The sequence below is a fragment of the Moorella thermoacetica genome (genome assembly GCF_001267405.1).
GTDB lineage: Bacteria > Bacillota > DSM-521 > Neomoorellales > Neomoorellaceae > Neomoorella > Neomoorella thermoacetica.
On record NZ_CP012369.1, the window covers coordinates 2,278,015 to 2,292,039 of the forward strand.

General features: G+C 55.5%; 11 protein-coding genes. All 11 read right to left on the minus strand.

All coding sequences use genetic code 11. The features are described 5' to 3' along the window. Positions 1 to 16: 16 nt before the first annotated feature. Positions 17 to 865 (minus strand): creatininase family protein, encoded by an 849-nt coding sequence (locus MOTHE_RS11285; RefSeq protein ID WP_011393755.1) that lies wholly within the window; start codon positions 863 to 865, stop codon positions 17 to 19. Between the two features lie 19 nt (positions 866 to 884). After that, positions 885 to 1,886 (minus strand): LacI family DNA-binding transcriptional regulator, encoded by a 1,002-nt coding sequence (locus tag MOTHE_RS11290; RefSeq protein ID WP_011393756.1) that lies wholly within the window; start codon positions 1,884 to 1,886, stop codon positions 885 to 887. 322 nt (positions 1,887 to 2,208) lie between these two features. Next, positions 2,209 to 2,907 carry a FadR/GntR family transcriptional regulator gene (locus MOTHE_RS11295; protein WP_011393757.1) on the minus strand — a complete coding sequence of 233 codons (699 nt, stop codon included), beginning with the start codon at positions 2,905 to 2,907 and terminating at the stop codon, positions 2,209 to 2,211. Between the two features lie 247 nt (positions 2,908 to 3,154). Beyond that, entirely contained in the window at positions 3,155 to 4,462 is a 1,308-nt protein-coding gene (locus MOTHE_RS11300) for a pyrimidine-nucleoside phosphorylase (RefSeq protein ID WP_011393758.1), read from the minus strand. Positions 4,463 to 4,739: 277 nt separating this feature from the next. Continuing rightward, positions 4,740 to 5,318: an indolepyruvate oxidoreductase subunit beta gene (locus tag MOTHE_RS11305; protein ID WP_053095132.1), complete on the minus strand. Its 579-nt coding sequence runs from the start codon at positions 5,316 to 5,318 to the stop codon at positions 4,740 to 4,742. After that, positions 5,311 to 7,161 (minus strand): thiamine pyrophosphate-dependent enzyme, encoded by a 1,851-nt coding sequence (locus tag MOTHE_RS11310; RefSeq protein ID WP_053095277.1) that lies wholly within the window; start codon positions 7,159 to 7,161, stop codon positions 5,311 to 5,313. The genes MOTHE_RS11305 and MOTHE_RS11310 overlap by 8 nt, the downstream gene beginning before the upstream one ends. A 427-nt stretch (positions 7,162 to 7,588) precedes the next feature. Further along, the gene (locus tag MOTHE_RS11315; RefSeq protein ID WP_011393761.1) at positions 7,589 to 8,881 is read right to left on the minus strand and encodes a phenylacetate--CoA ligase family protein; all 1,293 of its coding nucleotides are present in this window, start codon (positions 8,879 to 8,881) and stop codon (positions 7,589 to 7,591) included. Continuing rightward, positions 8,859 to 10,373 carry a sodium:solute symporter family transporter gene (locus MOTHE_RS11320; RefSeq protein WP_053095133.1) on the minus strand — a complete coding sequence of 505 codons (1,515 nt, stop codon included), beginning with the start codon at positions 10,371 to 10,373 and terminating at the stop codon, positions 8,859 to 8,861. The genes MOTHE_RS11315 and MOTHE_RS11320 overlap by 23 nt, the downstream gene beginning before the upstream one ends. Positions 10,374 to 10,592: 219 nt before the next feature. Further along, positions 10,593 to 10,781, minus strand: coding sequence for a hypothetical protein (locus MOTHE_RS11325; protein ID WP_053095134.1), 189 nt, complete (start codon positions 10,779 to 10,781; stop codon positions 10,593 to 10,595). Further along, a complete protein-coding gene (locus MOTHE_RS11330) occupies positions 10,778 to 11,806 on the minus strand; it encodes a hypothetical protein (protein WP_011393763.1) in 1,029 nt (342 codons plus the stop codon). Before MOTHE_RS11330 ends, MOTHE_RS11325 begins: the two co-directional genes overlap by 4 nt. Continuing rightward, the gene (locus tag MOTHE_RS11335) at positions 11,790 to 13,997 is read right to left on the minus strand and encodes a DUF1156 domain-containing protein (RefSeq protein ID WP_162490098.1); all 2,208 of its coding nucleotides are present in this window, start codon (positions 13,995 to 13,997) and stop codon (positions 11,790 to 11,792) included. Before MOTHE_RS11335 ends, MOTHE_RS11330 begins: the two co-directional genes overlap by 17 nt. Positions 13,998 to 14,025 lie beyond the last annotated feature (28 nt).

Sequence of the window (14,025 nt, forward strand, 5' to 3'; positions counted from 1 at the left end):
TCTGGTTTACCTTTCTTTAAGCCCTCTCGGGGAAATCGCGGTTCTCTACTTTGAATGGAAACTTCTTCACTTCCTCCAGGAAGGCCGCCAGGTGCTCGGCTTCTTTTTCAAATAGCTTCAGGCCCTTTTCTTTGGTACCCCGGAAGGGGTTCCCAATGGTGGCGTGATCGGAGTACTCGTGGTGCTCCATGGGTACGAAGATATTTTCCGAACCCCGGAACATGACCGTCACGGTGCCGTCCTTCTTGGAAAAGTTGGGGCCCATCCAGGCCGGGGCATGAGCGCGGTCGTTGACTGCCCGGCTCATATCGACCAACCTTTCATCATAGGCCATCATCTGAGCGGTCTCCATTTCGCCGGCGTGCCAGCCAGGGGTTTCTTCCGGGGGACCCTCGAGGATGCCTTTAACTACTTCACATTCACGCTCGGTCGGGGTCTTGTAAAAGGCGACAAAAGCGCCGGTCTGATAGCGCAGTTTACGGAGGAGTTCGTCAATAGGCTTGGTGTTGGAGCCGTGATGGGTGACAAAGACGATTTTATTGGCGCCGTGGTAAATCAGGCTGCGGGCGATATCGTAGAGCACCCGGCGGAAGGTCTCGGCAGACAGGGTTACCGTGCCACAACCTTCGCCGACCCGGCCCATGTGGTGGGCTGAATAGCCAAAGGGGAGCAAGGGTGTATAAGGAACATTGGCAATCTTGGCAGCTCTTTCAGTAACGGAAATAGTTGTAAAACTGTCGGTGCCAAGGGGGACGTGAGCGCCGTGCTTCTCACAACTACCCACCGGCACCATGACGGTATCGGTTTCTTTGAACCACTCTTGGGCATCGACGTAGGAGCATTCTAAGAGGTTGTAGCTTTTCATTGGACATGCCTCCTGCCAGTTATTTAATTATAGTAGAGTCCCGGACCTGGAGCTTGGTAGCCAGGGTGGTGACCGGCGGCACCTCCCGGCCGGCGAGGAGCTCAGCCAGCACCTTCATGGCCGTTACCCCCAGGTCATAGACAGGAACAGCAACGGTAGAAAGCTGGGGGGTGATAAAGGAAGCGAGGGGAATATTGTCAAAGCCCATAACTGCTATATCGCCGGGAACCTGTAAGCCCCGTTCCTGAAGGGCCTTCATAGCCCCGATAGCCATCAAATCGTTATGGGCAAAGATAGCCGTTATAGCCCCGGGGCCCCTGAGGGGCAGCCGGTCAATAGCCTGGTACCCGCTCTCGAATTCAAAATTACCTTCAACGATTAAAAGGGGGTCTACTTTCATACCTCGCCCGGCCAGGGCACACCGGTAACCATCCAGGCGATCACTGGCTGTAGTTGAGGTCGCCGGTCCAGTGATAGTTGCGATACGCCTGTGTCCCAGGGATAGCAGATGCTCTACCGCCTCCCGTGCCGCCAGGGTATTATTCACCTGCACCGCCGGCAGTTTGCCACGGTGACGTCCGATAACCACGGTAGCTATTCTTTCCTGGTCGAAAAAGTGGCTCTGGCTGGCGTCTTCCACGGCCCCGCCGCCGGTAAAGATTACTCCGTCCACCCGCTTTTCCCGTAGCACTCTTAAGTATTCCTGAGTACGTTCACGGGAACGGTCGGTATTGCAGAGGATAACCGTGTAACCGGATTCATGGGCCACGTCCTCGACGCCCCGGACGATGCCGGGGTAGTAGGGGTTGGCGATATCCGGCAGGATAAGGCCAATGGTCCTGGTTTCATTGAGCTGCAGGCTGCGGGCCGCGGCGTTGGGGCAAAAGCCGAGTTCTTCGATGGCTGCTAGAACGCGCTGTTTGGTAGCAGGACTGATAGGATGCTGGCTGTTGTTGAGGACCCGGGAGACCGTAGTAACCGACACCCCGGCATGTCTGGCTACGTCTTTAATAGTGACCACCGGCTTTCGCCTCCTTTTCCAGGCTCTCTTGATAAACCTTTCTTACTTGAGCAGGTTTCTGGGAAAACGTTTTCCTTCCGGTTTTAAGTCTACCACTCCCAGACGAAGATGTCAACACCTTTTCGGAAAACGTTACCCCTTTTTGTTTTTATTTAAGGTTAACGTTTGCCTAAATAAAAACCTCCCTGCTGGAGCAGAGAGGCTGCCCCTGCCGGGAGGCCAACACCTTAAGATTCCCTCGAAAAATTTAAGCCCGCCTTTCATCCCTCCTTCGTACCTCGCTGCGCGAGCAATGAAGGCTCAGGCATTAGCTACATAGGGGTCACTTCTTCAACTTCTGGGCGACAAAACGCAAGTGCTTGGCCATTGCCTTGCGAGCGCTATCGGCAGCCCCGGAGATAATGGCCTGGGTAATCTCGCTATGCTGTTCATAAAGCAACCTTGCATTTTCCAGGTTGGAGTATAACTGTTGACGTTTAGTGGCCAGGGTCTGGGCAATGGTATCGGCAATGGTATACATCAGGCGTGAGACAATGGGATTATGGGTCATTCCGGCAATGGTCAAGTGAAAGCGGACGTCAGTATCCTCCTGGAGAAAGCCACGGGCGAGTTCATCGGCCATATGCTGGAGTATACCCACCAGTTTTTCCTTTTCCTCGGTGGTCGCCCGCTGCGCCGCCAGGTAAACTATTTCCCGTTCAAGGATCTGCCTGGCTTCCAGCAGATATATGACTTGCTGTTCTTCCAGGAGCAAAGCCATAACCAGGGGCTGGATAATGTCACTGTCCTGGACCTGGCGGACAAAGGTCCCCTCCCCGGCCCTTACTTCCAGGATACCCATGGTAGTTAGAGCGCGGATGGCCTCCCGTACAGACGCCCGGCTGACACCAAGTTTATCCGACAATTCCCTTTCGGAGAAGAATCGCTCCCCGGGCATGAGCTTCCCTTCGCTCAGGGACTTTTTGACCTGCTCGACTATTTCTTCGTAGATCTTTTTAGTTTTAATGGGCTTGAATTCCATCGACATTACCTCAAGTTGTTTTTGATTATTATCACATTTTTAAGGCGATAGCAATTACCTTGACACTACCTTGACATGGAAAAGTTGCTATTCCTCCGGCTCATTGTTTCCCCATTGACACCATGCGACAGCGGACTACCCCCGGCTCATGGTTTCCCGCGTCCTTGCCGTGTAGGCCAGATAAAGTGTTTATCGACAAAGAATGGTAAAAATGGCCATATTGATGGTCCCCACTATGCTCCCGAATTTATCCCCTGATTATCTCATACACCAGGGGTTGCGGGGTGGGCGGTGCGGCGGCCAGAATATAGGCCGCCAGGAATCTCTCCCGGGCTGCCTCCAGGTTGGCCCGGTCGTTGACGTGGAATACAGCCAGGGGCTCGCCGGCGTTAACATAATCTCCCAGACGTTTTTTTAGTTCGATACCAACCGCCAGGTCGATGGGGCTTTCTTTGGTTATTCGCCCGGCCCCCAGGAGCATAGCCGCCTCGCCCACCAGGCGTGCCTGGACGGCGCTGATGTAGCCGCTGCTTAGGGCGGCAATGGTAACCTGATCCGTGGCGCGGGGGAGAAGTTCCGGCCGGTCGACTACCGCCGGGTCGCCGCCCTGGGCGGCAATGAACCGCCGGAATTTGGCCAGGGCGGCGCCACCGGCCAGGAGCTCCTCCAGACGCCGGCGCGCCTCACCGTCACTACCGGTAGCCCCGGCCAGTAGAAGCATCTGGCTGCCCAGGGTGAGGCAAACCTCCCGCAACTCCCGCGGCCCGCCGCCGGATAAAACGGCGATGGCCTCCCCGACTTCCAGGGCGTTGCCCACCATCATCCCCAGGGGTTCGTCCATATTGGTAATCACAGCTACCACCCGCCGCCCCATCTCCCGGCCCAGATCCACCATGATCCGGGCCAGTTCCCGGGCCGACTCCAGGTCGGGCATAAAGGCGCCGCTGCCAACCTTGACATCGAGGACTATGGCGTCGGCGCCAGCGGCGATCTTTTTGCTCATTACACTGCTGGCAATGAGGGGTATGCTCTCAACAGTCGCTGTGACGTCCCGCAGGGCGTAGAGCTTGCCGTCAGCCGGGGCCAGCTTCCCCGTGGGAGCAGTGACGGCCAGGCCGATCTCCTTTACCTGGCGAATCATCTCTTCCCGCGTCAGCTGCACCCTGAAGCCGGGGATGGATTCCAGTTTGTCAATAGTGCCCCCAGTGTGTCCCAGGCCGCGGCCGGACATCTTAACTACCGGCACTCCGGCGGCGGCCACCAGGGGCGCCAGGACCAAGGTGGTGGTGTCGGCCACACCTCCGGTACTGTGCTTGTCGACCTTCACCCCCGGGATGGAACTCCACTCAATCTGTTCCCCCGAGGCTATCATGGCCCTGGTGAGGGCCGCCGTTTCCTCCCGGTCCAGGCCGCGAAAATAGACGGCCATGAGAAAGGCTGCCATCTGATAGTCGGGGATTATCCCGGCCGTATAATCCCGTATCATGGCCTCAATTTCGGCTGGGGCCAGGGCCTGGCCCTCCCGCTTGCGACGGATTAAGTCAAGCATCTGCATAATTATATAAACCTCCCGCTAATTGAAAACCCGGTGCCCCCACCGTACTGGAACTCAGACAAGGACCTTGATGCTCTGTCAATAGTATCAAGGTTTTTTCATTACTTCCACAACATGATGATAATTACGACTACCAAGGGTTAGGAGTATAGGACAGTTCCGGTGATTTGAAGCCTCTCGGATACTGTGATCATCCGGCCCCACCTGCCATGAGGTTTATTAACCCCGGCAGGCGGGACCTTATCCCCCTGGTTCTAGATATATCCCGCAACTATTATTATTGCTCCCAGCCAAGATTAAATGCCTTTTTATTGACCTCCAAAAACCTCTCCGGTACCGAGGCGGCCAGGGCCTCTTCCCAGGCCTCCCGGCTGATGGACAGCCGCCTGGCCAGGGCCCCCATGAGGACCATATTTACGGTTTTGACATTGCCGGCCCGGCGGGCCAGGTCCAGGGCGTCCAGGACCACAAGATTTTGGACCAGTTTTCCCATTACCGCAACCAGGTCGGCCGGATAAGTGGCCGCTCCAGTAAGGACCGGTAAAGGCGGCATCTCCTGGTCGTTGACTATGAGACAACCCCCGGCCTTCAGGTAAGGTAGCCAGCGACATGCCTCCAGCTTCTCAAAGGCTACCAAGAAGTCGGCTGTGCCCGGGGCTATAACGGGGGCATAGACCCGGGGACCGAAACGAACCTGGGTCACCACGCTGCCGCCCCGCTGGGCCATGCCATGGATATCGGATACCTTGACCTCGCCGCCTAGTGAGATAGCCGCCCGGGAGAGGACGCGGCCGGCGAGGATCGTTCCCTGGCCGCCGACGCCGACCAGCAAGACGTTAAGCACATCGTTACTCATCTTCTTCACCAGCCTTCCTGATGGCCTCACCAGGGCAGACCTGGGTACAAAGGCCGCAGCCGTTGCACAGTACCGGGTCAATCACTCCGTGCCCGTCGCTAAAGGAAATGGCGGGACAGCCCAGGTCCAGGCAATAACGGCAGCTCAGGCAGTTATCGGGGCTTACAGCGTAAACGGCTTCTTTTTCTTTCTTCAAGAGGGCGCAGGGCCGCCTGGCAATGATTACCGATGGTTCCCTGGCGGCCGTTTCTTCCTGGATCGCCCTCTCGAGGGTCTCTAGATTATAACTATCAACCACCTGTACCCGGTGCACCCCCAGGGCGCGGGCTATCTGTTCCAGGTCAACCTTAGGGGCCGGCTGATGGGAAGCAGTATAACCCGTGCCGGGATGGTCCTGGTGGCCGGTCATGGCCGTGGTGCTATTATCCAGGATAATCAAGGTCCCGGTGCCGCCATTGTAGACCATGTCCAGGAGTCCGGTCATTCCCGAGTGGAGGAAAGTTGAATCGCCAATAACCCCTACCACCCGCCGGGCGAAGTCCGCACCGCGGGCCTTCTCCAGCCCCATGGCCACCCCCAGGCTGGCCCCCATGCAAATACAGCTATCCATGGCTTGGAGAGGCGGTGTAGCCCCCAGGGTATAGCAGCCGATGTCACCGGCCACCACCAGCCGGAGCTTTTTCAGGACGTAAAAGACGCCGCGGTGGGGGCAGCCGGGGCACATGAGGGGTGGACGACCGGGGAGTTCAGCCGGCGCGGCAGTCGTCGTTTCCCTCGCATCCGGGACCGATCCTTCGCCTGCCCTTTGACCGCCCGGGGTCCTCATACCGGGCAAGGCCACCGCAGTCAGATCAGGAGCAACCAGCTCCGGGGCAACGGCCGCCACCTGCGAGCCCACCGTACGGGCGACAATGGCGCTACTCAATTCATCTACCCTTGGCACCAATTCCTTGCCTACTACACCCAGTCCCCAGGCGCGGATCTGATCTTCCAGGAAGGGTTCCAGTTCTTCTACCACATAGCAAGTTTTTACTGCCTTTACAAAATCGGAAATCAGCTTCTCCGGCAGAGGATAAGTTAACCCCAGCTTCAATACCGAAACCCCGGGCAGGGCCTCTTTAACGTACTGGTAGGCAATACCGGAGGTAATGATGCCCACCCGCCGGTCGGCCCATTCCACCCGGTTGAAGGGGGCAGTTTCCGCATAGGCCGCCAGCTTGAGACGCCGTTCTTCCACCACTACATGGCGGGCCTTGCCAAAGGCCGGTAGCATGACATACTTGGCGGGCTGTTTGACATAACTTTTAAGCGGCACTTCCTGGCGGTCGCCAAGTTCCACCAGGCTGTAAGAATGGGCAATCCGGGTGGTCAGGCGTAAAATTACCGGGGTATCAAATTCCTCGCTTAAATTAAAAGCCTGCATGACCATATCCTTAACTTCCTGGCTGTCGGCAGGCTCCAAGCAGGGTATCTGGGCCATGCGGGCGTAAAAGCGGTTATCCTGCTCGTTCTGGGAGCTAAAAAGGCCGGGGTCGTCGGCCGAAACCAGGACCAGCCCGGCATTGACGCCGGTATAGGCCAGGGTCATCAGGGGATCGGCGGCGACGTTAACACCCACATGTTTCATAGCGGCCAGGGAGCGCGCGCCGCCTATGGCCGCACCAATGGCTACCTCCAGGGCCACCTTTTCGTTGGGCGCCCATTCCGCGTATACCTCCGGATAGCGGGCCAGGGCTTCTATAATCTCTGTACTCGGCGTCCCCGGGTAAGCGGCGGCCACCCGGACCCCGGCTTCCCAGGCCCCCCGGGCCAGGGCATGGTTGCCGATTAACAGTTCCCGCACGATTTCACCTCTCCCGTACTCCAGGCCCGCCGTAATCCGGGCCAAGGCTTTCATTCACTTTATATTCCAAAACCCAATGCGAAGTATATAGCCACACCAGCTTCAGCCATTTTATCATTCTGAAAGTATGGTGATCAACTCCCTAATTTTTCTTTGAATACAGTTTGGATATGATCAAAATTCCCCGCACAGCGGCATGCCGTCTTAAATTAAAACAGGCCGCCCTTATCCGGCGGCTTAAAAGAATACCACCTTACCTCCCTACGCTTAACAGGTTCTCCCACTCCTGTTCAGTTTCCCAAATATCAAATTCACCCGCTTCAACAGGTTTTGTAGCCAGCGTAACCCCGTCTGCCTCTCCTAACATAGGTTCATCAATTGTAATCTGTTGGTCGGCACGGAGTCGACCCCTAATGGTATGTGGCAGCTACCGCAGATCCACCACCCGCCGGGCCTTGCCCTCGCTCCGGGCGATACTGTGGGGTTCCACCAAGCGCACCCTGGCCTTCAGCTGCAGTACCGTGTGCAGGCGGTCCATGACCTTTTCCTCCAGTTCTTCCAGGTGACGGTAACGGTCGCTGAAAAAGTCAGGATCTACCTCCACCCGCACCTCCAGCTCGTCGAGGTAGTTGCGCCGGCTGACGATGAGCTGGTAGTGGGGCGACACGCCGTCTATTTCCATCAGGACGCTCTCCACCTGGGAGGGGAAGACGTTGACGCCCCGGATAATGAGCATGTCGTCCGTGCGGCCGGTAATCTTGGCCAGGCGGGCCGTGGTGCGGCCGCAGCGGCAGGGTTCAAAGTTTAAGGAGGAAATATCCCGGGTGCGGTAGCGTAGCACCGGCAACGCTTCTTTGGTCAGGGTGGTGATGACCACCTCGCCCTTGACCCCGGGTGGGCAGGGTTCCCCGGTGGTCGGATCCAGGATCTCCACCAGGAAGTGATCCTCGGCCACGTGCTGGCCGTCCTGGTACTCGCACTCGCCGGAAACGCCGGGACCCATCACCTCCGTAAGGCCGTAGTTGTCAGTTGCCCGCATCCCCCAGCGCCGCTCGATCTCTTTGAGCATCTCCCGGCTGGAGGCCTCGCCGCCGAAGAGACCCAGGCGAACGGGGAGGGCCTGAGGATCCACTCCTTCCTCTTCCGCTACCTCCGCCAGGTGCAGGATATAAGAAGGTGTCCCCACTAAGACGGTAGTGCCGAAGTCGCGCATTAACATAATATGGCGCTTGGAATTGCCGGCCGAGGCCGGGACAACAGTGGCCCCGACCCGCTCCAGCCCGTAGTGCAGGCCAAAACCGCCGGTGAAGAGGCCGTAACCAAAAACCACCTGGGCGACATCCGCAGGCGTCACCCCGGCCAGGGAAACCATTCGCGCCACCAGGTCCGTCCAGGTCTCCAGATCCCGGCGGGTATAACCCACCACCACCGGCCGACCGGTCGTGCCGGAGGAAGCCTGGAGGCGGACAACATCCTTCAACGGCACAGCAAAGAGGCCATAGGGGTAATTCTGGCGGAAGTCCTCCTTGGTGGTCATGGGGAGCAGGCGCACGTCTTCGAGGCTGCGGATGTCCGAAGGCCGGATACCTTTTGTTTCCATGGCCTGGCGATAAAAGGGTACCCTCTCGTAGGCCCTGGCCACCGTCTCCTGGAGGCGCGCCAGTTGCAGGGCCTCGATCTCCGCCCGGGGGCGGCATTCATTTTCCGAATCCCAGATCATCAGTCATCAATCCTTTAGTTGCCGTAGTAGTTGTCCTATCAGCACCAAAAACTTTAGCTAGATGTTCCCTGGAAAAGGCCGGCGTGACGAGGCTCACCATGGGAACCACTCCCAGAGGGATAACCATGGCCAGGGAGCCTATCGTCGGGATGACGCTGCCATCCAGGTGGTAGTAAAAGGACAGGCCCAGGGATATAGCCAGCCCGCTCAGGAGCCCCGCCCAGGCCCCGGCTTTAGTGGTCCGGGGCCAGTACAGGCCGTAGATATAAGGGGCCAGGAAGGCTCCGGCCACCGTGCCCCAGGAGAGGGACATGAGGACCAGGATAATAGTGGGCTTCAGGGCAATATAGACCGAAAGGCCAATAAAGAAGAAACACAGGAAACGCAGCAGGGCCAGGATTATACGGCGGGAAACCCCAGGAGCTCCGCCCTGGACCAGGTCAATAGCCACCGCGGAACTCGATACCAGTACCAGGGAAGCCAGGGTAGACATGGAGGCCGCCAGCACCAGCAGCAACAAGAGCAGGCCTATCCAGGGCGGCAGATAATGATTGATAATCTGGGGCATAATGAGATCCGGGTTAGGTTGGCCGTTAAGCAAGGGCATCTGGTTGTTGAAGAAGAGACGGCCAAAGGCGCCGGTGAAATATGCACCGGTAGCTATAATCAGGGCGAACAGGGTCGAAACCACCGTCGCCGGCCAGATGGAACCTTCATCTTTAATAGCGTAAAACTTCTGTACCATCTGGGGCAGGCCCCAGGGTCCCAGGCTGGTGAGCACTACCAGGGAAAGGAGGGCGAACCAGTTGGGGCCCAACGGGTTAACCAGGCGCGGGTCGATGGCCGCCAGGCGGCTGATGCCGCCAGCCAGCCCGCCCACAGGCGGCGCAGATATAACATAATATATCAGGACCACAACGCCGCCAATCATAATCAAACCCTGGATGAAATCAGTCAGGGTAACGGCAATGTAGCCGCCCAGGACCAGATAAAGGGCCGTAAAGGCAGCCATGGCAATGAGGGCTGTGGTAAAGTTAATGCGGAAAACCTGCTCGAAGAGGTAACTCAAACCCATATAAACCGAAGCCGAATACGGTACCAGGAAAATAAAGATTACCAGCGCCCCCAACGTTCGTAAAGCCGGGCTGTCGTAACGTGCGGCCAGGAACTCGGGCATGGTCATGGCCTTCAAGCGAACCGTCATTTCCCTGGTCGGCCGCGCCAGGACCTTCCAGGCCAGGAAACTGCCGATGAAGGCGTTACCGATGACGATCCACAGGTCGGACAGGCCGAAACCCCACCCCACTTTACCGGCATAACCTATAAAAATAACGGCGGAAAAGTAAGTCGTCCCGTAAGCAAAGGCCGATACCCAGGGGCCCACGGTACGATTACCCAGGAAAAAGCCGCCGACATCCCGCGATTTCTTCAAGCTATAAAAACCGATTGCCAAAAGCACGGCAAAATACAGGCCCAAAATAAAAAACTTCACCCTGCCATCCTCCCGTCCTGCCTTGAAGTTTAATTGGTTTTCTTATTCCACATCAAAGAGTAGAATCCTGCCGGGCCAGTTAAGTTTCTTTAATCGTTTTGTACAGTTAAAATACGGCGATACGCTGGCCGAGAAAGGGTAAATACACTAAATACAGTTAGGGCTGTCCTTTTTACGCAGACGTCCACATTGGCTATTTGCTGGGCCAGCAATGGGTTATCAAAATATTATGAGGTTTAATCCATTACTACCAAAAAGCATTCCTAGACCCCAAAAAATTACTAACCCAGGAACGCCGATACGAAATGCCAGCTTGGTCGAAAAAGTACCAGGAGCAACAAAATCGACAAAAGCAGAATCATCTATTCCCTCCATTTCCCATTTTTGGGGTACCGGCGTTCTAATCATTTAGTCCTGAACTCCTGCAACCTCGTACACTCAAGTAAACGGTCCAGAGTTTTCAAAGTAAAAACTTTACCCCGCGTTGCCATCAACAGTTTCTTCATATCTTCTTTCCGTACGCCAAAACCACGGCCGGCGATGCAGGCAATTACCTCAAATCCGGGCTTACCGTTTACTAGTCTCTCCGCACTCAACTCTCCCAGGTGCTGGACCCGGGTAACTTTGTCCCGGGCTGTGCCGTCGTCTTCGGTAATTTTAGCTTCGATAACTACACGGGGATTAAATTCATCAGGGATAATAAAGTCTGGCGCCTGATCAAAACCGGGGATTTTTTCTGCTCTCTTCGTTTTACGGTAGCTGATACCGGCTCCCGCCAGGATTTCTTCAATAGCATTTTCCAGTACATTACCTATGAGCTCGGAGACAGAATCGCGGTGCCCGGCAAAGGGGCGGCCCAGAAACCTTTCATAAAGCAACATGGCATAGGGAACCCCCATACCCGCCAGGTTCCTGATACCAGCCAGCCCACTGCTCGTATCCGCTTTATCAAGGCGGTGGATCTTGTCCCCTTCTACCTGCGGAGCACCTTCCCGGAGTAAATGGCAGGCAGTCTCCAGCATGGCAATTACCCGCTTCTGCATCAAGGGAGAAAACCTGATTGGCTTCAAAGGAGCTATTCTAATCCGTCTGTCCAGGGCACGACTGAAGCCCTGGGAAATCTCTATGCCTGTTCTCTGGCTGGTAATGTAAGCCCATTCCGGCGGTGTAAAACCCAGGATAGTCCGTAAAACAATCAATGCCAGCGGGACTTCTTGTATTTTCTCTAAAATCACGTCGGGATGTAAAGAAATGAAGCCATTGGTGGCTTGCTTTAAGGCCTCATAGGCCCTGGCAAAAACCGGATATTCAATAAAACCCCGACCTTTGGGTATAACCATGAATTCAGATTCAAGGCAAGAAAAAACTACCCCCACATAGGCGTCCAGGTCAGCCCGTAATTCCTCCAGTGAGGCTTCAAAAGGATACTTCATCACCGCCAGCTCCATATTCAGATTCACCTTCACACACGATGGTTTCGCGCCTCGTCTTCAGCTGTACTCCGTTCTCCTCTAAATATGTCTCGATAGCACCGGCGCCGCCCAGTTCATCAATCATCCTGGCAATCAAGGCGAACTTTTTATCCCAACTTAGATTTTTATCCCATGTTGCCCGTAAATACCATACGGCCAGCCGGATTAAATGGCCGTAAATAATGCAACGAGTATCTCCCCTCGTCACAGGCACTCCGCCCTTTTCCAGTTCCTCCAGTTCCTTTATGATTAAGGCCGCAATTTGCTCCGGTTCTTTCACCAGCAGGCGCCGTGAAACTACACCTGTAGTCCGGCAAACGAAAACCGTATCTATAATTGAAGAACCGGTACCGTTGATATGGATGGAGGCTGCCATTTCCGCCGGACAGGGCAAGGTGGCTGTACAGGCCAGACCGGCATCTAGCAGGGCCACGGCAACAGGGTAATAAGCTTCAAGCCTGTTATGGTGATAAGTAAAGACAAAGGGGGCGCCCGGTTTTAAGGCTGCGGCCATATTAGAAAAAACCCGGCTCAACCCCCCGGTAAAATCATCGATCCCCCTGGACATGGTAGTATTACCTGTGAGTTCTTCAGGATTACGGGTTGTCCGTGGGGTAAATACCGGGTTACTAGCCCCCACCAGGCGCCGCAGCCATACATAACAAAAATCCATGAGTTCGGCATACTGGACGTTGGCAAAATAAGGCGGGTCGGTAAGAACGGCATCCAGGGAAGATGGTTTCAGAAAGGCCGTGGTGGCACTGGCGCACCTTAAATCTACCTCCCGCTGTTGCGTCATCCCTTGGCGGCGCTCCCCTATCCATTCTCCTTTGATCCATAACTGCCGTTTACGGCCATTCACATGCCTTATTTCAAAGGGCCACTGGCAATAGTGTTTGGCCTTTAAATATTTGTCGACAATATTGGTCCAGCCGCCACTGCCAATATTTAGACCCGTTTTTCCCCCAGGTATCCCCAACATGTTGGATTCGCACTGGATTAAGCCGACGGGGAAACCGTGAACAGAGAAAATATCCAGGGATTTCAGGGCATAGGGGTCGTAACGACAAAGCATGTTTTGATAGCGCAGCAGATCGGAAAGATTGGTGGCCAGGGCGTTTTTAATGCGTTCATCCGGCTGCTGGCTTATTTTCCGGGCGAGCAACTCCAAACCAAGGAGCTGGCGTTCGTTAAACATCTCCCGGTAATAGCGGTAACCCCACCGGTGGAGCCGGTTTGTCTCATCGCCAGCGGGTATTTTTTCTTCGGGAACAAACTGCGGCTGGAGCGCCTCCCATGTGCCAACAGCGGTTGCGAATTTGGCCAGATCATCAGCATCCGGTTTTTTAAAAAAGCGACCCCGGTGCTCAGGCTTGCAATAGGAGCAGTGATATTCAATGGCCACCATCCGGTGCCCGGGAGGGCCACTTTCCGGGTCAGGATAAGAATTTCTAACGCCACAATGAGGACAAGGGCACTGGTTACGACCAGCCGGGCCTTTTGTTTTTAATTCTTCGCCGCAATTATGGCAGTGGCCGGGATTTCTTTTATCCCCGACTTCGTTAAGGCTACCGCAGGTGGAACAGATTATGACATCCTTGGGGTGACGCCCCTTTTGCGCCAGAACATACCCTGGAAAGAGATCAAATTCCCGGCCGCAATTATGACAGCGATGGACCTTTACCCAAAGGAAGTATTTTACCAGGGCATCCTGGCGCCCGCATATGGGACACCTGGTCCGGTAAAAAGGACCTACCTTTTCTTCTAAAAAAAATCCAACTTCCCGGGCTGCCTGCTGGTAAGCTTCCAAGTTCAGATGCTCAATCTCCTCGCGGACAATCCAATAAGCCATAGGATTAATATCATAACCCAGAATATGGCAGCCGAGACGGTTGGCCTCAATAAGGGGTGTTCCCCCGCCCATAAAAGGATCGGCCACCTTAAGACCTTGAAAATTATGGGAACGGTAGTAATTGTCGGCTAAATTGCCCTGTGCAAACTCTGCCAGTAGTAGACTGCGAAACAATGTGCCTGGCCGGCGGGCAAACCATTTGTGTACGGCAATAATGGGTCGATAATTCTGCTGGATTTGCTTTTCATGCAGGGCCAGGTCGGCCACAAAGGCTATGTCAAAGTTACGCTCGATTGTCATATAAGCGCTCCGGTAATATTTTTCATTA

What these genes read in the sequence shown, in the direction of transcription:
- MOTHE_RS11300 (WP_011393758.1), bottom strand. Translation starts at nt 4,462, where the DNA reads ATGCAGATGCTTGACTTAATCCGTCGCAAGCGGGAGGGCCAGGCCCTG.
- MOTHE_RS11335 (WP_162490098.1), bottom strand. Translation starts at nt 13,997, where the DNA reads ATGACAATCGAGCGTAACTTTGACATAGCCTTTGTGGCCGACCTGGCC.
- MOTHE_RS11330 (WP_011393763.1), bottom strand. Translation starts at nt 11,806, where the DNA reads ATGAAGTATCCTTTTGAAGCCTCACTGGAGGAATTACGGGCTGACCTG.
- MOTHE_RS11315 (WP_011393761.1), bottom strand. Translation starts at nt 8,881, where the DNA reads ATGATCTGGGATTCGGAAAATGAATGCCGCCCCCGGGCGGAGATCGAG.
- MOTHE_RS11295 (WP_011393757.1), bottom strand. Translation starts at nt 2,907, where the DNA reads ATGGAATTCAAGCCCATTAAAACTAAAAAGATCTACGAAGAAATAGTC.
- MOTHE_RS11305 (WP_053095132.1), bottom strand. Translation starts at nt 5,318, where the DNA reads ATGAGTAACGATGTGCTTAACGTCTTGCTGGTCGGCGTCGGCGGCCAG.
- MOTHE_RS11325 (WP_053095134.1), bottom strand. Translation starts at nt 10,781, where the DNA reads ATGATTAGAACGCCGGTACCCCAAAAATGGGAAATGGAGGGAATAGAT.
- MOTHE_RS11285 (WP_011393755.1), bottom strand. Translation starts at nt 865, where the DNA reads ATGAAAAGCTACAACCTCTTAGAATGCTCCTACGTCGATGCCCAAGAG.